At 35.9% G+C, this 21,233-nt stretch carries 18 protein-coding genes; 3 read left to right on the forward strand and 15 right to left on the reverse strand.

The window, feature by feature from the left end:
* Positions 1-525: 525 nt before the first annotated feature.
* The 7 genes from G8Y84_RS10030 to G8Y84_RS10060 form a co-directional block, all read right to left on the reverse strand.
* Complete coding sequence (locus G8Y84_RS10030) at positions 526-1,590, reverse strand: Mrp/NBP35 family ATP-binding protein (protein WP_037574671.1); 1,065 nt, start codon at positions 1,588-1,590, stop codon at positions 526-528.
* A 92-nt stretch (positions 1,591-1,682) separates the two neighbouring features.
* Complete coding sequence (locus tag G8Y84_RS10035; RefSeq protein ID WP_103159480.1) at positions 1,683-3,119, reverse strand: MDR family MFS transporter; 1,437 nt, start codon at positions 3,117-3,119, stop codon at positions 1,683-1,685.
* Between the two features lie 345 nt (positions 3,120-3,464).
* A complete protein-coding gene (locus G8Y84_RS10040; RefSeq protein WP_037574677.1) occupies positions 3,465-3,932 on the reverse strand; it encodes a SepA family multidrug efflux transporter in 468 nt (155 codons plus the stop codon).
* A gap of 40 nt (positions 3,933-3,972) precedes the next feature.
* The gene (gene sdrM / locus G8Y84_RS10045) at positions 3,973-5,307 is read right to left on the reverse strand and encodes a multidrug efflux MFS transporter SdrM (RefSeq protein WP_103159481.1); all 1,335 of its coding nucleotides are present in this window, start codon (positions 5,305-5,307) and stop codon (positions 3,973-3,975) included.
* Positions 5,308-5,619: 312 nt separating this feature from the next.
* On the reverse strand, positions 5,620-6,306 hold the full coding sequence (trhA, locus tag G8Y84_RS10050; RefSeq protein WP_105963145.1) for a PAQR family membrane homeostasis protein TrhA: 687 nt from the start codon (positions 6,304-6,306) through the stop codon (positions 5,620-5,622).
* Positions 6,307-6,316: 10 nt separating this feature from the next.
* Positions 6,317-7,507 carry a UTP--glucose-1-phosphate uridylyltransferase gene (locus tag G8Y84_RS10055; RefSeq protein ID WP_105963146.1) on the reverse strand — a complete coding sequence of 397 codons (1,191 nt, stop codon included), beginning with the start codon at positions 7,505-7,507 and terminating at the stop codon, positions 6,317-6,319.
* A gap of 50 nt (positions 7,508-7,557) precedes the next feature.
* Positions 7,558-8,061, reverse strand: coding sequence for a metal-dependent hydrolase (locus G8Y84_RS10060; RefSeq protein WP_037574691.1), 504 nt, complete (start codon positions 8,059-8,061; stop codon positions 7,558-7,560).
* Between the two features lie 187 nt (positions 8,062-8,248).
* Between G8Y84_RS10060 and G8Y84_RS10065 the strand changes: the two genes are divergently transcribed.
* Positions 8,249-8,509, forward strand: coding sequence for a SunI/YnzG family protein (locus G8Y84_RS10065; RefSeq protein WP_037574694.1), 261 nt, complete (start codon positions 8,249-8,251; stop codon positions 8,507-8,509).
* A gap of 101 nt (positions 8,510-8,610) precedes the next feature.
* Here the strand turns inward: G8Y84_RS10065 and G8Y84_RS10070 are convergent, their stop codons facing one another.
* The 6 genes from G8Y84_RS10070 to G8Y84_RS10095 form a co-directional block, all read right to left on the reverse strand.
* Positions 8,611-9,573 carry a FecCD family ABC transporter permease gene (locus tag G8Y84_RS10070; protein WP_105963147.1) on the reverse strand — a complete coding sequence of 321 codons (963 nt, stop codon included), beginning with the start codon at positions 9,571-9,573 and terminating at the stop codon, positions 8,611-8,613.
* A complete protein-coding gene (locus G8Y84_RS10075) occupies positions 9,570-10,595 on the reverse strand; it encodes a FecCD family ABC transporter permease (protein ID WP_165806333.1) in 1,026 nt (341 codons plus the stop codon). Before G8Y84_RS10075 ends, G8Y84_RS10070 begins: the two co-directional genes overlap by 4 nt.
* A 45-nt stretch (positions 10,596-10,640) precedes the next feature.
* Positions 10,641-11,618, reverse strand: a complete 978-nt coding sequence (locus G8Y84_RS10080; protein ID WP_037575241.1) for an ABC transporter substrate-binding protein — start codon at positions 11,616-11,618, stop codon at positions 10,641-10,643.
* 73 nt (positions 11,619-11,691) lie between these two features.
* Positions 11,692-12,762 (reverse strand): alanine racemase, encoded by a 1,071-nt coding sequence (locus G8Y84_RS10085; protein ID WP_037574703.1) that lies wholly within the window; start codon positions 12,760-12,762, stop codon positions 11,692-11,694.
* A gap of 3 nt (positions 12,763-12,765) precedes the next feature.
* A complete protein-coding gene (locus G8Y84_RS10090) occupies positions 12,766-14,529 on the reverse strand; it encodes an IucA/IucC family protein (protein WP_165806334.1) in 1,764 nt (587 codons plus the stop codon).
* 1 nt (position 14,530) lies between these two features.
* The gene (locus G8Y84_RS10095; protein ID WP_037574708.1) at positions 14,531-15,697 is read right to left on the reverse strand and encodes an MFS transporter; all 1,167 of its coding nucleotides are present in this window, start codon (positions 15,695-15,697) and stop codon (positions 14,531-14,533) included.
* Between the two features lie 101 nt (positions 15,698-15,798).
* Between G8Y84_RS10095 and G8Y84_RS10100 the strand changes: the two genes are divergently transcribed.
* Together G8Y84_RS10100 and G8Y84_RS10105 are read left to right on the forward strand one after the other, a co-directional pair.
* Entirely contained in the window at positions 15,799-17,745 is a 1,947-nt protein-coding gene (locus tag G8Y84_RS10100) for an IucA/IucC family protein (RefSeq protein ID WP_165806335.1), read from the forward strand.
* Between the two features lie 139 nt (positions 17,746-17,884).
* A complete protein-coding gene (locus G8Y84_RS10105) occupies positions 17,885-19,036 on the forward strand; it encodes an MFS transporter (RefSeq protein ID WP_037574714.1) in 1,152 nt (383 codons plus the stop codon).
* 58 nt (positions 19,037-19,094) lie between these two features.
* Here G8Y84_RS10105 and G8Y84_RS10110 read toward each other — a convergent pair whose 3' ends face one another.
* The gene (locus G8Y84_RS10110) at positions 19,095-19,424 is read right to left on the reverse strand and encodes a hypothetical protein (protein WP_103159485.1); all 330 of its coding nucleotides are present in this window, start codon (positions 19,422-19,424) and stop codon (positions 19,095-19,097) included.
* A gap of 263 nt (positions 19,425-19,687) precedes the next feature.
* Positions 19,688-21,214: a BCCT family transporter gene (locus G8Y84_RS10115; protein ID WP_037574720.1), complete on the reverse strand. Its 1,527-nt coding sequence runs from the start codon at positions 21,212-21,214 to the stop codon at positions 19,688-19,690.
* Between the last annotated feature and the right edge of the window lie 19 nt (positions 21,215-21,233).

A 21,233-nucleotide genomic window follows, 5' to 3' on the forward strand; every position in this document is an offset into this window, starting at 1 on the left:
TTTGTCTCGAATATCTTATCACAACTTAATGTTCTTTACAAGTTATTTACAAGACTTTTATAAGTTTAAAACATTCATTTCGTGATTTCAACAGTAAATTTTACACTTTCGAAATCTTTTTATTAAATGTTTGCTGTCGTTTTCAGCGACTTTTATATCATATCAACTCAACTGTATAAAGTCAACAAGTTTTTTCAACTTTTTTACTTTAACTTTTTCGTTAGATATGTGTGTGTTATCACTCACAAGAAAATATTCTATCATGTTTATGAAGAATATCAAGGTTTTTATTTACACTTTTAACTCTTTATTTACACATAAAGGCGTGTCTTACGTACACCTACATAAAAAGAAGCGTTTAATATTATCATTCGTCCATAAGATCAAGTTATAAAATCGCTCTTACTGACGCAGGTTTAAACGCTTAAGGAGTACTAAAATAGCCATCAAAATTTATCTTAAAGTAAATTTTGATGGCCTTCTAAATTAAGGGTTGGCTCTATTTTCCAAACTCTCAATCGTTATTTATTTTTCAGTTTTGTTGATAATTTTTTGAGCCATATCTAAATAGATTTGACCTAGTTCATCTTCTGGTTGATATACAGAAGGTGAAAAGTCTGTTGGTTTCCATGAAGGTTGCGCTAATGGAAGTTGTCCTAACAAGTCCGTATGAAGTTCCTCAGCTAGCTTTTGGCCGCCACCTTGTCCAAATATATATTCTTTATTTCCTGTTTCTTTACTTTCAAAATATGACATGTTTTCAATGACACCTAAAATACTATGTTCAGTGTGCTTTGCCATAGCTCCTGCACGTGCAGCAACAAAAGCCGCTGTGGGGTGTGGGGTCGTCACAATAATTTCCTTACTTGAAGGCAACATTGTATGAACATCTAGAGCGACGTCCCCTGTGCCCGGTGGTAAATCTAGAATTAAATAGTCAAGTTCGCCCCATTTCACATCAGTGAAGAAATTTGTCAACATTTTACCAAGCATTGGTCCACGCCAAATAACGGGCGCGTTTTCTTCTACAAAAAATGCCATTGAAATTACTTTTACGCCGTGACGCTCTACGGGGACTACAGTTTTACCTTCTATGCCTGGTTTATTATCTATACCCATCATGTCAGGCACACTAAAACCATAAATATCTGCATCAATTAATCCTACACGTTTACCAGCGCGCGCTAAAGCAACCGCTAAGTTAACCGCAACAGTAGATTTACCGACGCCCCCTTTACCAGAAGCAATCGCTATAAATTCCAAGTCATTCCCTTTTGCTAAAAACTCTTCAATTGTTTGTTGCTGATTATTGTTTGAGCTTTGAAATTGTTTAGCTTTATCTTCCGGTAATGCTTCAAAACGAATTCCTACTGTTTTTGCTCCATTTTCTTTAAGCTTTTCTACAATTGCCATTTGTAAATCTAATTGCTGTTGGCCACCTAATTGAGCCATTGCCACTTTTACACTGACATGTTCTTTTTCTTCTTTTATAGAAACTTCTAAAATTCCATCTGTTTCTTTTAATGGAACATTAACTGAAGGATCAATAATTTCACCTACTATTTGTTTAACTTGCACTTCTGTTAACACTTCCGCCATCTCCTTTATTGCACAATTTGCTTTTATTTTACCAAATTTGTCGTTACAAAATAAGGTTATTGCTTTAAATTATTTACAAACTCTTATCTTACAGATAAGTTTTTCTTCTTTTTCGAACGATCATGAATAAATAGACTTAAAATCAAGCCCAAAAAGATAATTCCGGAAGCGAGGTAAAATGCCAGTTCTACACCATATGCCATAGCTTCTCTCGGAATCATTTGTGCACTCACTGATGGATCTGGTTGATATAATTTTGTTCCAATTGCCATAACCGTCACCATAATTGCTGTTCCCATTGAACCTGCAATAGTACGTAATGCATTCATTATTGCTGTACCATGAGAAACCATATCATTATCAAGTGCGTTAATCCCTGCTGTATTAAGAGGCATCATAATAAAGGATATTGAGAATAAACGAATCGTAAAGACGATAATGACATACGTAAATGAGGTGTGCGCTGTAACCTGGCTTAGCATGAGTGTCGTAATAAGTAACAAAGTAAAACCAGGAATAATTAAGACACGTGCCCCTACTTTGTCATATATTTTCCCTGTCACGACTGACATCGCACCATTAATAATGGCACCTGGCAATATGACAAGACCTGATAGAAACGCAGATAAATGCAATACATTTTGAATGTATATAGGTATTAATAATGCAGGTCCAACCATAGACGTGAATGCAATCATTGATGCAATCGACGTTAATGTGAATATACGATTTTTAAACGCTTCCAGTCGTAAAATAGGGTTCGAAATAGACAATTGTCGTGTAACGAAAACAATAATAATGATAATACTAATAATGAGACTTAGGATGACAATGATATTGCTAAAACCGACTGTTCCCGCAATACTAAACGCATATAGCATAAGGCCAAAGCCTAACGTCGATAATACGACTGAGGCTTTATCTAATTTCACTTGTTTGATCTCACTAAAGTTTTTCATATATTTAAAACCAAATACGTAACCGATGATTGCGACTGCAACGACCACAAATAATGGAACCCTCCATGAAAAGTGATCGACGAGAACTCCTGATAAAGTCGGTCCAATCGCTGGCGCAAATTGAATGACAAGCCCTGAGAGCCCCATGGCAAAGCCACGTTGATTTTTAGGAAACAAGCTAAACATTGTAAACTGGCTCAATGGCATGATAATCCCCGCGCCCATCGCTTGTATTACCCTAGCTGTCATTAAAATGGCAAAATTTGGGGCGAGCGCTGCAATAATAGAACCCAATAAAAATATCCCCATTGCAATCATATAAAGTGTTCTTGTTTGTATACGGTCCATAAAATAAGCCGTGAGTGGAATCATAATCCCATTCACTAACATAAACCCTGTGACTAACCATTGAGAGGTACTTTCATCAATATTTAATCCCCGCATAATATCTGGTAATGCGGTATTGAGTAACGTTTGATTCAAAATTGCAGTAAACGCACTAATCAACATCACCGCAACAATAATGTTACGTTCTTCTTTTTTCACTTGAATCCCCGACATCCTGCTTCTCCCCTTTTCTTCATATATTTGAAACACCGTCTTCTGACAAAACAATTATTCTATTCATTTTTTAAAAGCGTCTAGTTCTTTCAAAGTTTGGATTTCACTTACTAATTAAATTCAGTTACAACCCTATAGGTCATCATATATATGGTCACTAGACTTTACATCTTACTCGTTTTAAAGCTAAATACTTTTCAAAAATAGAATCATTTTTAGTTTACACGTCAAAAATATAATCACCAAAAATTTTGATTATACTATATAAAAAAGCTATAAATGAGCGCTTCTTTAAAGTAGGCATTTACCTTTAAAATAAGAAGCGTCATTTATAGACAATTAAAGTTATTTTCGATGATGGTATAAATCTTCAGAATCAGGATAAAAAATTTCCTTACACAAATATAGAAAAGCAATAATGATCATTAGCACCCAAAAATCGATGTGAATATGCGAAAAATGGATATGAACAATAAAGTAAAACATACAAACAATGAGTGTATATGTGATGAGATGGAAGGTCATCCCTTGTAAATAAGGGTTTGGATAAAGTTTCTTTTTCAAGATATCCATCACATACTCAATGCAATAGATAAGAAAATATCCTAACAAAATGTAACTTCCATAGTAAAATAGATTGTCATAAAAACCTTCGTTAAACGTAAACTCTGCTAATTGAAAATATATCAATATTCGACTCAACCCAAATAAGCCGAAAGCGAGTAAAGTTAAAAAAATACCCCCTGAAATTACAAATATTGTAATAATGACGAGTAATGTAATGAGATTAACAAAATTAAATTTTCCTTTCACTACAACGCCTCCTCATTTAACAATTGTTTAAATACAAGATTTAATTATGGGTATTTATTCGCCGAGCATTGACAATCCATAAAAGGATTAAAATGATAATTAAAACTAATGTAAGTAACATCACATGTTGAATTGGAAAATGGAAAATTGCAATCGACAGACCATAAACTGTCCCCATAATTGCTGAACCTATCGCATTTCCCAAATTACGCGTTAACGTAAATAACGACATCATTTTTTTCATTTGGTCAGCTGAAACGCTTTCCTGAACTAAAACACTGTCTTTAGTATAGGCACTTCCAAAACTCATCCCCGCAAAGAACACGGTTATCGCGATAAAAATAGGATGCATGACATTAAAGAACACGCTTAAGCTTGCAAGAAGTAAAATACTCAACAAACTGATATATAACATTTTCAATGACAACCGGGCTTCTATTTTGTCTAAAGTAAAATTGATAATTAACCAACCGACGGATAATGGAAAAATGACAAGTCCACTTTGTAAGGGTGTTAAATTCAACGTATCTTGCAGATAGGAAGGTATAAAGACGTTGAAGCCTATTAAAATCATCGCGATTAACAAGTCTGTAAAAAAGGCTAAGCGTACCGTTGGCGTAAATTCTTTAAGTGCAATAAATGGACGTGACTGTCTTTTAAAATATTGAATCATTCCCCAACCACTGATTAGAAAAAGTGCGATACCCACTAAATAAATCCATTGAAGTTTAAAAGTTGAAACTAAAAGCATGAACAACGCTATAACGAAATAAAACCCTAAGATACCTTTGAAATCAACGGGGTGTTTTTGAATTGTTTCGTTGTCAAAATGATAGCTTAAAACCACTAAAATCATCGCGACTAATCCAATGGGTACGTTGATAAAAAATAACCAATGCCACGTAGTCCACTCTAAAATCACTCCGCCAATAAATGGACCTATAATACTTGAAATTCCCCAAACACTGCCTACAATTCCCATAACTTTATATCGAAATGGAATTTCAAAAGCTAATTTTGGGACAATTTGAGCGAGCGACATATTAACACCTGCACCGATTCCTTGAATGAAACGCGCAAGTAGCAATAATTCAAAATTGCCACTCAACCCAGCAAGTAAACTTCCGCCTATAAAAAAGCACAAACCAATGAGCGTAATCATACGTACTTTGATACGAGACATCATCTCACTAATCACGGGAATCGCAGTCACAATACCCACAAAATATATCGTAAAAACAAGGGCGATGGAGGCATCTGGTTGTAAAGCTTTTCTCATCGTAGGTAAGGCAATTGCCACAATTGTCGTCTCTATAGCTGACATAAACATAATTAATACTAGCGACACGATAATATTTATCTGTTTAATTTTCATTTTTTGCGTCCACCTTTTTTCTATTCATCTATAACTATATGATAATTTTTAAAGTAATAAAAACGAACCACCCCGATAAATACAGAGAGATTCGTTTTTGTCTTATTTATGCTTTTTAAAATAGTGTCGTATTGACAACATTATCGCAATGACGATAAAAGCTAAAATCAAAGATAAAAGTCCCATAATTGGGGAACCATTTGATGCACCTTCACCAAGGAGATAATAAAACGCAAAGTAAAATTGAAAGAGTAACAATACTACTAAAGCAAACATGATTAATTTATAATTGGATAACTTCATCATTATCACCTACATAAAATAAACAATCGCAATAAAATGAAAAATTGATGCGATAAAGATAAAAATGTGCCAAATCATATGGAAATAAGGTCTATTTTTTTGAGCATAAAACCATGCACCTATCGTATAGGCTACACCACCGAACACGATAAAAAGTAAAAATAACCAAGCCTGCTCTTTTAAGATAATTGGGAAATATATCACACCGACCCATCCCATAAATAAGTAAATAAATAAACTTAATTTAGGGTTAACGTGTGTGGCGATGGATTTATATAAAATTCCTAAAATCGTAATGACCCACAGTAATATCATGACGGTCCACCCTAACCATCCACCGACTAGGACAAGGGACACTGGTGTGTAACTCCCAGAAATTGCCACATAAATCATACTATGATCTATAATCCGGAGTACATATTTGTGCGAAGAAGCTTGTTGCATCGTATGATATACCGTTGAAGAGATAAACATTAAAAACAAACTGATTACAAATACTGAAACACTAACCGCCATGGTTACACCTTGAGTGATATAACTGTAAACAGCAGCATATGGAAGTGCAAGCAACATGAGTAAAGCAGCAAATCCATGAGAAACGGCATTTCCAATTTCCTCCCCAAAAGACAGGGGGTTGATATCTTTAAAAGCGTTCGATTTCGTCTTTTTTGCTTTTGTGCCTTGCGAATGTGACATTTCGCCACCTCTATTCAATTATATTCATTCGTTTCAAATCATTCGTTGCGGTTTCAACACTGTCGTTGCCTTCTCTATTTTTGAGTGGGCTAAACTCTTCTTCACGTGGAACTTGCAACGTAATAAATGAGTTTGCGTATTTGAAAATATCAAAATAAAAAAGCTCAAATTTAAGGGTGGGTTGTTTTACTATACCAAAATCTTCGTCTAATTGTTCTAATTGCTTAATGGCCAAATGATACGGTAATGGCTCCTCCACTACATTTTGAATGAATTCGGTTTTAAAGGCATGAATCCCGATATTAGCATTATCAAATTGATTTGCAACTTCAGGGTCTAATTCCGAATATTCAAGCACTGTATCTTTCTCTTCGTGGCTCACAAGTCGCCCTACACTTTCGCCATGCTTAGGCTGTATGGATTTAGACGTGACATCCTTATCAAAGTGGACAGTGAAACCTGCAAAAACGGGGTCTAATACTTTTACGAGAACATTATCGATATTATTCATAAAAATAAATCGATTACCACGCGTAATCATTTGCTCGAGTAAACCTGCTTTTTTTAATGATTTAAAAACGCCTCCATTACCATTAGGTGTTTCCATGATTTGCGCGTTTTTGTCAAAGATAAGTTGTCCCTTTTCATTTAGAGCCACGACAGTATCTTGCTTATAAAAATAAATATGCTCAGGGTCATATCCAAAGTAGTTTTCATCTTTAAAAAATTGTCGCGTTTCTTCATCGTTAATATCACTTGTCATGATGTACCAATCAATGTACGTCCCAATTTGTTCATATAAACGTATGAGTTGTCTTGCTTGAAGTTCAAACAAGCTAACCCCTTCAATTTTAAAAGAGCCTTTAGGACCTTTATACCCAAGTCTTGTGCCTTGCCCTCCTGCCATTAATAAAACTGCAAATTGATGTTGGCGAAGTGCCTCTAACCCTTTTTGCTCATACATTGCAATTTCGTCTTCGTTGAGGTCTGTTTTACGTGTATAAATTACTTCTTGAATAGAAGAAACGTCTCGAATGGTCTGACGATTAACGTAAACATCTTCATATAGTTTTTGAATTTCTGCTAAATCCAAAGATTGCAAACTGTCATTTAGTCTTTCTTTTTCTTTCTGACTCATTAACTTTTCATATTCTAGTAAGTGTTGTTGATTATATTTTTCTAATTTATTTTTCTCAAGCATTTGTGATACGCTCCTTTGATTCTAATGTGCGAACAACGTGAATACAATGATTAAATCCATGTCGTAAGAATACGCTTAATCGGCGCTTCAAATAATATGTATACCGTCAAAATACTAAAAGCCGAAGCTAAAGATACATCTAAAAGACCGCCTGTTTTAAATTGAATGGGAAAGCGAACACGCACTGGTAATGGAAATAATAAGCGGACACCTCTAGGAGTCAACATATCTAATATTACATGTGAAAGCATACCACAAATAATGCTAATCATGTAGTAAATTGGTGTTTGAATTAAGGTTAATAAATAATAACATATAAATATAAATAAAATAGAATGTGTAAAAGTACGATGGCCAAACAAATGTTTGATAATAAAGTTTATCAATTTTAATCGTTGACTGATTATACTTCGTGAATGACAGATGTCTGGAAGAATGCTCGCAAGACCCGCAATTACAATAGCTGTCACAGATTCAAATAGATCTAATTGATAATGTGTAGCTACCATCGACCCGATGAGCAATCCTGCAGAAGAATGCGTCTTTCCTGTCATTTTAGACTCCTTTCAAACTTATATAAAATATGCTCATAGTATATCACAATTCTCCATTAAATACGAACGTATTTTCGCTTTTAATAGTATGACACATTTAATATTAGGTATAGCACATTACACTTGCAATCTTGTGAGAAATCGGTTACAATGTAATCATCAATTAGGTAAAGGATGTGTCAGTCAAATGGCTATGACAGTTAAGAAAAATGACAAAGAAGTACAAATCCAATGGAGAGTTGCAGATATCCGTATTCCAAATGACGAAATCAAAAACGTAACTGAAGACCAAGATATTCATGCATTTCCTTGTGATAGTGAAAAAGAAGTTTCTCGTATTGGATCAACATTTGGCAAAACGAACCGTGTAATTATCGATACGGATGACCATCAATACATCATTTACACATTAAACGATAAAAAAGTATATAACGAAATCACAAAATAAAATAGACGTTCACATTTATGAACAATAAAAAGCGAGTTAAGAAAATTTCTTAGCTCGCTTTTTTGTATTGACTTAAAGATGATATGATAAAATGCTTAATTCTACATTTTTCGAAGGACATAAAGAAAGTAAGGCGCACCTATAATTGCAATTAAAACGCCAACTGGAATATCTAGGGGAGGTGCTATCATACGTGCTAATCCATCAGCAAACACCATCAATAGTCCCCCTATGAGTCCTGACATCATAACAATATGAACATGTTTATGACCTACGATACTCCGTGCAATGTGCGGTGCAATTAAACCTAAAAAGCTTAATCCACCTGCTACTGAGATAGCGGCACCCGCGAGCATCACTGCGGCAACTAATAAAATCATTTTTGTGCGTTTGACATGCGTTCCTAAACTTGTGGCTACGTCTTCACCGAGATGAAGTAAATCTAATTTGCGGCTATATAGCATAATCACTGGAATAGCTACAATCAACCATGGCAAGATTGAAATGATATGTTGGTAGTTTCTTCCAAATAAACTTCCTGTTAACCATACAAGTGCAATATTGGCCTCCATTGGACTACGAATGAGTAAATATTGAACGAGAGCCATCGCTATTGCTCCAATGGCCATCCCAATTAACGCAAGTTGAGACCCCTTCACACCTTTAAAACTAATGAGTAGCGATAGGATAATACTTATCACCATCGCCCCAACAAAAGAAGCAAATGGCAAAACAAATAGAGGCGCCGCTGGGAAAACGATAATCACAATGACTGCGGCTAAGCTCGCTCCTTTCGTAATTCCAATGACGTCTGGCGATGCCAAAGGATTACGTACTACGCCTTGAATCACTGCACCTGAGATGGCTAAAGCCGCCCCAACAAGAATCCCTAAAATCATTCTTGGTATGCGATACTCCACTAAAATAAAGTTCTCCCCCGTCCATATTTCTTTCAATACTTTTAAAGGAGACATCCAAATAGCCCCTGCACTTAAACTTAAAAATGAACAAATTATCAATAACAGTACTACGAAAAAATAGCGTCTGGATAACTGAAATGTCATCGTGCTTTCACCCCTCTCATCGTAATCCATAAGAAGTACAATGCACCGATGAATGATGTCACAATACCTACGGGTGACTCAAATGGAAATGCAATGAATCGACTCACAACATCAGAAATTAATAATAAATCGGCTCCAATAATCATCGAGAGCAAGATAATCAAAACATAATTTCTATTCAAATAATGTTTAACAATGTGAGGGACAATGAGACCTACAAAACCAATAGGACCTGCAATGGACACACAGGCACCTGCAAGTATCACGACGATGAATCCTGCAATGGCACGCACCCGTTGTGTATGTTGACCTAGCCCTTTAGCCAGTTCATCTCCAAGCTCTAATATCGCCAGTTGTTTACCAAGCGCTAGAGCAACAAGAAGTCCTCCCAAAATCCAAGGCAAAACTTGGATGATATCTGGCCATTTAATGGTATGTAGGGCACCTACAAGCCAAAACATAACTGTAGTCGTAGCATCTTCGTTGAGGAGTATAATGCCTTGTGTCAAACTACTGAAAAAAAGATGGATGGTCATCCCTGCAAGCGCTAATTTGATAGGGGTCATTCCTTTAGTAGAGCCTGCTAACATATACACAGTTAGGCCACCAATAAAGGCACCGATAAACGCAAAAACGACAGTATGATTTGCAAGTGAAGGAATCATAACCGTAATTAACACAACAATAAAGGAAGCCCCTGCATTCACACCAAAAATTTGTGGTGATGCTAAAGGGTTTCTCGTAATAGATTGCATTAGCACACCTGCGACTGCAAGTGCTGCTCCAATGAGTAAAGCGGCTACCATTCTTGGCATACGCACATTATGTATTAAAAAAGTTTCTTTCGTTTGATTAAGATGAAAGAAATAATCCATCATAGATTGAAATGAAATTTTAGTCGCACCGATTGCAAGATTGAGATAAATTGCAATAATAAGAAAACACACGCTCACAATAAATGTGAGCGTTGTGCGTTTTCTTTGGTGATCTTCTTCTATTTTAGCATGTGTATGTTTTGACATTGAAATCACCTTTAATAAAAATGAAATGAAGTTATCACAAGGTCGTTATTTTTGTTCTTTCTTAGAAATTTCAGCTAACTCTTTTGCAATTTCTTCTGATGAGATTAAACCTCTGAATTTAGACCATGTTTGTCTATCAACGATGTGCACACGGTCATGTTTTACAGCGTCAATATCTTTCCAGACTGGATCTTTCTTCATTTTAGCATAATGTGGATCATTTTCGCCGTTAACCATAATAAACATTCGTTCAGGATTCACTTCTGCCAGTTGCTCGGCATTCATATTTAAATATGGCGCATTTAAATATTCAGGTAATTGATCTGCAACCTCTTTTGTTAATGCTTCTTTAAAGCCTAATTCATGTAAAAATTGACCTACATAGGATTTATCTGAATGGGCTAAGAAGCCAGATTGAGAAATAACTGCTGGTAAAACTTTTAAATCTTTATTCATTGAAATTTCTTTTTTATATTTCTCTATTTTATCTTCGTGTGCTTTCAAACGTTGATCCGCTTCTTTTTCTTTAGATAATGCTTTACCAATCGTTTTAAATGCTTCGATGTTTTCTTTATAGTCCGCATCTAAACTTGGTAATAAAATCGTTGGTGCTATCTTACTTAATTGTTCATAATTGCTTTTATGTCTATTGCTATCTGCAATAATTAAATCTGGTTTTAGCTCACTGATAACTTCTAAGTTCGGTTGTTTACGTGAACCTACAGATTTATAGTTGCCAACCTTATCTTTTATGGGCTCAATGATGTTACCTTTCTTCCCATCGTCAGCAATTCCGACAGGTTTAACTCCTAGTGAAACGAGTGCATCGACAAATGAGTATTCGAGAGCCACCACACGTTTAGGTTCACCTTTCACTGTTGTCGTACCCGCTTCATGCTTCACTTCGACACCTTTACCGTCTTTATTTTTTGAGGTAGAGTTCCCTGAATCACTCACACTACCACAAGCGGCGAGGAGCACCATGAATGCTACCAATGTGAATAAACTTATCGCTCTTTTCATGTTCACAATGACATTCTCCTTTTCTTATGTAATTCACCTTACTTTTTTATTTTATTGATAATGATTCTCAATGTCAATATTGTTTTAAACATTTATGCTCTGTTGCACCGTTAAAATGCTCCGCCATTAATTCTATACCCTTGTCCTGATAGTAAATTTTGTTCAGCTGTTTAGAATGCATACTTTGTGCTATTGCGCCATAACCCATGTTAAAGGTCACCGTATCTCCAACTTGATAACTATAGGTATCCCCTAAGTCTAGCAATAGTAAATCACTCGTACTACCGACAATTTTTAACTTTTCATCTCGCGGTGTGAGGTCAGATATCTCTGTATCTAAGTTTCCGATGTCTACTAAAGCTTGCATATAGGCATGATGCGTCGATAAATTAAGCCGTGGTTTTATTTCAGCAATTTGACCCACAATTTCAATGGTATCCGTATATAAAAAGGGTAATCTCTGTTGCTGAGCTGTTTCATAGCCTCTAAATAAAGCTTCCCCGATACGCAATTCATTAATACAACCTAAATCATAATACATGGCTAGCGTCAACATGCTAGAATTGCCACCAGAAATGATTGGAAAACTTAACCCTGTTTCTTTATGGATATTATGAATAAAGTGCTCAATATAACTAATATCTTCTTCGGTCGGCGGTAAAGGTCTATAACACATAAAATTAAAAGAAAGACCTTTTAGATAGATATGATCCAGTTTCATAATTTCGTTTAAATAATCTATCGTCTCATACGTTAAAATGCCTTCTCTACCATCTTTCCAGTCCACCATCAATAAAATAGAATGGGGTTTGTGGCGTTTTTTGGCCTCTTCGTTAATCGCTCGAATGACATTTAAATCCGTTTGAATACTTAGAGTTGTATTTTGGACGAGCTTTGGGACTTCTATCGGTGTTGATCCCTTAATCATCATGTAGTCTAAATCCGTCGTATTGGCTTCAATAAGATTCAAACGTGATTCTGCAACAAGATAAAATCCTATTTTTTCAAAGAGTTTCGCGATTTGCACGTCTCCTCCTGCGCATTTCAACACAGGAATCATTTGGATTTTACGATCCTCAAGCAATTTTTTTAAAACTAAAGCATTATATTGAATTTTACTGAGATGGATATTAATGTGTGCCAAAAGTTACACCTCTTTTTGAATGGGGTTTTGTAATTCAATTTCCATATAGGATTTGACACGTTGATGCATGCGCATGTTGAGCAACGCTTTCACTGTAACAGTTTCTCCAAATAGAACGTCTCTTAAGGTGTTAGAATGCGCTAAAGTGTCATCGATGGAACGCGCAACGCATTCACGAACGATTTTATAGAGTAGTGCCTCATCCATATGATTCGCATGATGGAAATGGTCAATGAGTGTTCCTAATTGATTTTGAATCACTGCATGTTGAAACTTCGCCACAACTGCTTCGATATTATCTGCAATAAGACTTTCATTAGTAATCTCAATGTGAGGCACCTCTTTGACTAATGTGTCTATATCGATACGCGAACCTCCCAAATCTCGCACAATAAATGAGAATTCTTGTGTTTGTTGGTTCACTTGAAAAATTGTATTTTGTTGATGTGCTTCTAATGCAATCCCATAAGTTTGTATATAGGCTATCAAAGGTGGAATTAATGTCTTTGTATAGGATTGGATAAAGGTCTCGATGGCCTTTGCATCAATAGTTCCATATAAAAACTCAATCAGACTGTCTACCGTCACTTGCTCGTCTACTGGATTTTCTTGTGTGAGGGCTGCCGTGACAAATTGTAATATATTGTTATCGGACGTTTTTGGAGATTGTCTTACAATCATCGCAAATTGTCTTGCTATGTCATTTTCTTCTTTCACATACATACCATATGGCTCCATAGCCACTTGAAGTGAAGGATAGATATTCAACAACCCTTGCAATTGATAGCTTAATTTAGGACCATCGACTGTGGTCACAGGTGAAACTGTTCGTACGGCACTTGTAGCTTGGACATTAACTGGCAGTTTTATGTGGTAAGGTTTATGGTCAAGCGCCATCGTTCTAAATGAGAGTGTCGGCGTTGATGGAATAGAATAAGGTGTCGGAATGACATTTAAATTTTTTATAGCGATGGTGAATTGTTCAGTGATGACATGCTCATACTGCCACGGGTGAACTAATATCACACGGTAATCACTTAATTCGCAACCTAAGGGCTCTAAAAATTGTTTTAAGCGACTATTATATTCTGGAATGATATGTTCACCTACAAATCGATCATTGTCATCCATGGAGGTAATAGCCAAATAACTCCGATGCACTAAAACAATTTTTAAAAACACTGTTTTCATAAATTCAGGTGCATAATCTCGAATGTCCGCTTCATTGAGTGGTAATTTGGTCTTAGTTAATGGATGCGAAGGATGACCTTCCCATATCATGCCCTCCGTATATGCAAGACTGCTCGTATGCTCGTTCCCTTGCATATGACTCAACCAAGAAATGAAATTAATTTTTTCTGGTAATCTCGTAATCTTAAGGGCATGATGCATCGCAATCTTACGTTGTTCAAATTGCTCATAAGTGAGAGAAAGTCCTAGACGACTATGTTGAAGCTCTTCGATGAGTCTTGCATCAAAAGGGATGTTAAATTTATCTGTTAATAGTTCTAGTAATCTTTCTAAATGATTAATTTCTTCCTTATTTTGCCCGACTTGATAAACAATCGGTCCTTCCAAATGAATTTGAAAAAACGCACTTTTCGTCGAATATTGCACATATAAAAGATGTTGATGGAGTTGTATTTCAACCCATTTGTCCTCAAAAGAAATACGTGCGTGATTAGGAAATAAAGATTCCTTTATACTTGCAAGAATCACACGATATTGGATATTACGATCCGCAAAGTTATAATCTGTGACTTTCATTTTAAATTTGACCTCCGACATATTTTTGATTGATGATATAACCGACGATTGCGATCACAAATGTACTGATACCCATGATTAAAAATGTGGTTGTAATACCTAACCAATTTGTTAATAAACTCATCAACATTGCCCCTAATGGTATCATCCCTCGATCCATCATGATGACACTTAAAATTTTACCTCGATGTTCTTTTTCTGCATCATTTTGAAAAAAGATTCGATTGGATGTTCTTGCAAATTGACCAAATAATCCAATAAAAAAGATGGCAATGAATAATCCTATGATATTCGCTTTGAATATAATTATAAGACCCACACCAAAACAAATCGAACTTATGAAATATATCCGTTGATTATGCACATAGTCGATTAGATAAGGAAGCACCAATGTTGCGACCACGCCTCCAATGGCACTAATCGTCATCGCCGTTCCAAATACAGAGGCATTGTTAGGAAAATGAGCATTTGTGAGTATAGGTAATAGTGTCGTATATGAAAAGCCTGTAGCCATAATAAGTAACGACGTGATAAAAATTGTTCTACCTTCGATATGTATTTTGAGATAACGTTTCGCCACCGCAAATGAAATCCCACGAACGCGTTTCTGTTGTTTCGATTTAAAATAAAGCGGTAAACTTAATAGAAGTGAACAGAAATATAGAAGTGCTTGTAGAACAAAAGCGAAAGCACTACCATATAACGCTATCAAAAACCCGGAAATTGCAGGACCAATAGAGCGACAAATATTTAAAATAAATGAATTGTAAGAGACTGCTTTTGAGACAGGGAGCTTGTGAGATAAATCAGGTAAAACAGCTTGTCTGATAGGTGTCTCAATCGCGCTTAAGGACCCCCGTAACAATGCGTAAACATAGAGTAGCATCATCGGAACCTCTCCCAATACCAACACCAAAATGGTAAGCGTAGAGGTAATAATAAAAGAGCAAAAGACGCTTAACTTTATCAGCTTACACCGACGGTAACGGTCAGCAAGACTACCTGCCCATAAGCTCAAAAGGAAAATAGGAATCAGACGAAAGAAATTTATAAATGCTAAATCCATTGCTTGATGATTGATTTGAAATGCGTACCAATTCAATGCAATTTGGCCGACCCAGTTGCCTAAAAAGAGTAAAAAAGTGCTAGAAAAATACCATTTAGCCAAAATACTCACCTTTCTATAATTGATAATCATTCTCAATTCCGATATTATGGATTATACGAATCATCTTTGCATTTGTAAAATAAAAAGAATGAGGTGCACATATGAATTCCGAAAGTAAAGTAAGTCAAAAAGAACTTTCACTGACAAACGAAGAACAACTTAGCTACCAATATTTAAAGCAACATTCCAATGAATGGGCTGAACTCTTTTTAAATATCCTCCCCGATGGACGTGACAAAATTACTGCACGTTTAATGGGTTCCCTATATAGAGAAAACCTTGTAGGAGGTTATATCCATAGCCAAATTGTCGCTCCCCATTTACTCAGTTCTGACCTTTTAAACGAGGGCGAGATGCTCAGCATCCATTTTCCAAAACAAGATATTTCATTGTGCGGAGAAATCATTGGGCAACATGCCTTTAATAGAATTGATGTTAAAGGGCCATTTTACTGGAAAAAACATGATCAGTTTACACGCGTGCTCCATCCTAATGAATTATTACGTGTAATACTTAGCGAAGACCCTTCATTAGAGGGAGACAATAGTGAGCAATTTGCAGATGATTTGGAGAATAGTGCCACGCACATGTCTCTAGCATTGAGCTATCAATCATTACAATATCAACAACATGGATTGTCCTTATATGACCTGATTACATCTCAGCAAGACCCCTACCTTACTTCAGAACAGTCTGTCGTGGAAGGCCATCCTATTCATCCTGGCGCCAAATTACGTAAAGGGATGAACACTGAAGAAACCATTGCTTATGCCTCTGAATATGGTCATGAAGTGGATTTACAATTTGTCCTTATTCATCATTCATTAACACGCAAACAAAGTGTTGGAAAATCTTATGAAGACTTGGTCTTTGAAATGTTCTCTGGACTAAAAGATGCCATTGAAGCACAATTTTCTGAGGATATTTCTCTTGATGAGTATGATGTGATGGTCATACATCCTTGGCAATATAAAGAAATTATGAACCGAGATTATTCAGAGGAATTACATTCCAAGAAGATTATTCCGATACGTTATGAAGCGCCTTATTATGCAGGACTTTCATTTAGAACATTGATGCCAAAATTTCCGAATAAATCTCCACATATTAAGTTATCAACTAACGTACATATTACAGGTGAAATTCGAACGTTGTCTGAACAAACGACGCATAATGGACCATTAATGACACACATATTACAGTCGATAGAAAAAAACGATGCTTGGTTCCAACCGCTCAATACACAATCTGTACCAGAATGGGCAGGGATCCACTTTTTTGATTCTTCAGATGATGCCTCTATCCAAGAACAACGAAGCGAACAATTAGGAACCCTTTATCGTGAAAACATTTATCATGCAGTGACAGAGGAAGAATTCCCTATCATTCCTTCAAGCTTAGTTTCAGCATCATCTAATCAATCTTTACCGCTCATTATTGATATTATTAAAAAATATCAGCAGTACACTCAAAAAGATGAACAAACTAGTATATGTAGTTGGTTTGAAACCTACGCCAACTCATTGATTGATTATGTCATGCCGCTTCTCGTGAAATACGGGATTGCGCTTGAAGCACATTTGCAAAATACGATTGTTACAATCAATAAAAAAACAAGTGCCGTTTCAAAAATGTTTATTCGTGACTTTGAAGGATTACGTATTGACGAACATCAGCTTAACGCTACAGGTTACGACACAAGTCACTTTCATGAAAAGTCTCGTATTTTAACTCAAAGTGAATCGACTGTATTTAACAAAGCATTCTATTCAACCATTCAAAACCATCTCGGTGAATTGGTGGCATGTATCTCAAAACATTTCGCATCATCTGGATTAGAAGAAGCGCTCTGGCAACTCGTGCGCAATCGACTAGATAATGTGATGAGTAAAGCTCAAGCAAACAATGTCTCTAGTACACGAATTCAGAAGTTTAACGCTGTCTTTTTCAGTCCACAAATCGACTATAAATGTGTGACAACTATGCGTTTATTAGACGAAGCTCATGCGTATACGTATATAAAAGTAGACAATCCATTAAAAAAATAACTTTCCAATTTTAGTAAGTGGCAAGAGTTCCTTCATTTCATTTGAACGTCTCTTGTCACTTCTCTTTTTGTCCTGTTTCGTATTTATGAAAAGTATATTAAAATTGAGCTCAGAGACTATAAAAAGGGAGTTTTTTATTATGACCGTCATGCGTACAATTACATTTATGCTAAGTATTTTTATTGTAGGAATGGTAGAGCTTGTCGTTGCAGGAATACTCAGCTTAATGAGTACAGACCTTCAAATTTCTGAAGCATGGATAGGTCAACTTGTTACGATTTATGCTTTTACTTTCGCAATCACAGGGCCCATACTCGTAAAATTAACAGAACGTTTTTCACCTAAACCTGTTCTACTAATCACAATCATTGCTTTTATCTTAGGGAACTTCATGATTGCAATTGCTCCCAATTTTACAATGATTGTTATCGGTAGAATCATTTCTTCAGCTGCTGCTGCCTTAATTGTCGTAAAAATTTTAGCCATCACCGTGATTCTTGCTAAACCCCAGCATCGTGGTCGGATGCTAGGATTAGTCTACACTGGCTTTAGCGGCGCGAATGTATTTGGTGTCCCTATAGGAACATTAATCGGTGACTGGATTGGTTGGCGCTATACATTTGGTATGATTATTTTCGTTGCCATTATCGCAGGTATTTTGTTAAGTATTTATTTGCCAAAGCAATTACAAACAAACTATGAAACCACTCAAGATTACCGCATGAAAATTCGTCATAAATCTGAAGTCATAAAATTATTATCCATTACCTTTATCTTTTTAACTGCTAATTCAGTGGCTTATATTTATATTAATCCTCTGATTCTTTCAGGCCATCATACTATCCAGTTTGTTTCACTTGCCCTTCTCATCATTGGTGTAGCAGGTGTCTTCGGAACATCAATAGGCGGCTTTTTTACAGACATCTTATCTTTTAAAAAATGGTTACTGATTAGTGGAACCCTCTTTACTATTATGATGCTTATTTTAAATCAACTTTGGACCTACAGTATTTTATTACTTATCGCCTTATTTGTGTGGCATTTGATTCAATGGAGTACTAACCCCGCTGTACAAAGTGGTTTAATTGAACAAGTCGAAGGTGATAACAGTCAAATCATGAGTTGGAATATGTCCGCACTTAATGCCGGCATAGGATTTGGCGCATTACTTGGTGGCCTCATTGTCGCCCATATGAATCTCTATGCCACGATTTATGTGGCTATGGGTATTGGGATATTAGGTTTACTCGTAATCTTCTCTCTAAAAAAACCGCAACCTAAAAACCATTGAACACTATAAACAAAGCCCATCGTCTATAGAGAATACGATGGGTTTTTTAGCGTTGTCATTATTGCTTAGTCAAAAAATGCGTGATTTGCATATGTAATTCAACTTCGACAGGAATACAATATTCTTTCATCGTCATTTGTACGTGGCGATGAAGTTTTCTTAAGACCATGATAGGTTCATAGGCTTCATCAATACTGACTTGAAAATAAATTTTCAAACATTGCTGATTCATCTTTAACCATTTCGTTGAAGGCGTATTTTTTCGCAATGTGGACATTTGATATTGTGGTCGCCAATGACGTATACCAGAGTTAAAACTCAGTTCTCTGTCAAAAATAACTTGTATTTGTGTGACTACCTGTGGTGTGAGTGCTAACTGAGAGATCATGAAAAAACGCTACTTTCTAATTTTACTTGATTATAGATATATTATACTTAATAAAACACACAATACAATCTTATTTTTAATAAATATATAAAGTTAACTTAAATTAAAACATAAAAGTGGGTGGACTACACGCCCACCCAAAATTAGCACTAATTTATAACGTTTATTTGAAATGAAATGTATCAAAATTGATTCATTGCTTTGCTAAGAATCAAAAATATATTTTAATAAATGATACCGCATATAGCTTAGTCCTACATCACTCATTCATTTTTACTTTTATCTTCTTTTGTTGTCACATGTCGACGTGGACGCTCTTGAGCTAAAGCGCGGAATAGAGACCAAATCATTAAAATAATGACAAAGGAGAACGGCAGTGCTGCAATAATTAACATATTTTGAATCGCTTGTGTGCCACCTGTCACAATCATAATAATCGCAAATAACGCAAGCATGATTCCCCATGCGACTTTGACAAACGAAGCTGGGTTATTATCTCCTTTAGTACTCAACATCCCCAGTACATAGTTCGCTGAGTCGGCAGATGTAATAAAGAAGATAAAAATCACAATCAATGTCAACAAGCTTAATAGAAAACCCATAGGAAAATGTTGATACATGGCAAATGTAGCTGTTTCTGTTGCTTCTTTTGCCAAATTTGCCACTCCATGTTGTTGTTGATCAAGCGCGGATGCGCCAAACACGGCAAAGAAAATAAAACATACGAATGATGGCACAAATAATACACCAATAATAAATTCTTTAATCGTTCTTCCACGTGAAACACGCGCTATAAAAATACCGACAAATGGTGCCCATGAGACCCACCATGCCCAATAAAAAATCGTCCAATTATTGACCCATGTTTTCTGCTGTTCATTATTTAATGGCATGCGTAAACTCATATCAAAAAAGTGGGCGATATAATTACCGAGACCATTAGAAAAAGTATTTAAAATATAAAGCGTAGGTCCTAGTACAAAAACTAAAACTAAAACAATAAACGCCAGTAACATATTAATATTACTTAAATACTTTATTCCTTTACTAATTCCGGTCCAACTTGACCATGTAAAGACCATCGCTGAAAACAAAATAATCAATAACTGCGCTGTAAACGAAGGCTTGATGTTGAACATAAAATTAAGACCTTGGTTAATTTGTAGCGCACCAAAACCGAGTGTTGCAGCGACACCTGTCACTGTTGCGATAATCGCAAGCACATCTAGTAAACTGCCTAACGGTCCAGACATGCGCTTTTCACCAAATAAGGGACGAAGGGTCGCACTAACCAATCCCGGATAGCCTTTATGGAAATTAAAATAAGCCATCACTAATGCAACAATCCCATAGACACCCCATGCGTGAATGCCCCAATGGAAAAAGGCAAATTGTATCGCATCTTCAATCGCTTGGTTAGATCCAGGTTTTGCTAATGGTGCACTTGTATAAGCATGGCTTAAAGGCTCTGCTGTAGTCCAAAATACAAGCCCCATGCCCATACCAGCACTAAATAACATCGCAAACCAAGATTTTAATGAAAACTCTGGATCTTCTCCTTCTTTTCCTAATGTGATTGAACTGTACTTTGAAAATAAGAGATAAATACAGACAAATAATATCGCTAAAACAAGCAATAAATAATACCATGCGAAGTTTGTCGCAATAAAACTCGTGACTTTTTGAGTGGTTGTCTCCACGTGTTTAGGGAAAAGTGCACCTAATAATACGAAAAGCGCACACAATACAAGTGATACCCAAAAGACGATACTCACTTTAAAGTTTTTCATACTTCATATCCACCTTCAC

It is taken from the genome of Staphylococcus sp. 11511212, from assembly GCF_011394755.1.
Lineage (GTDB): Bacteria > Bacillota > Bacilli > Staphylococcales > Staphylococcaceae > Staphylococcus > Staphylococcus chromogenes.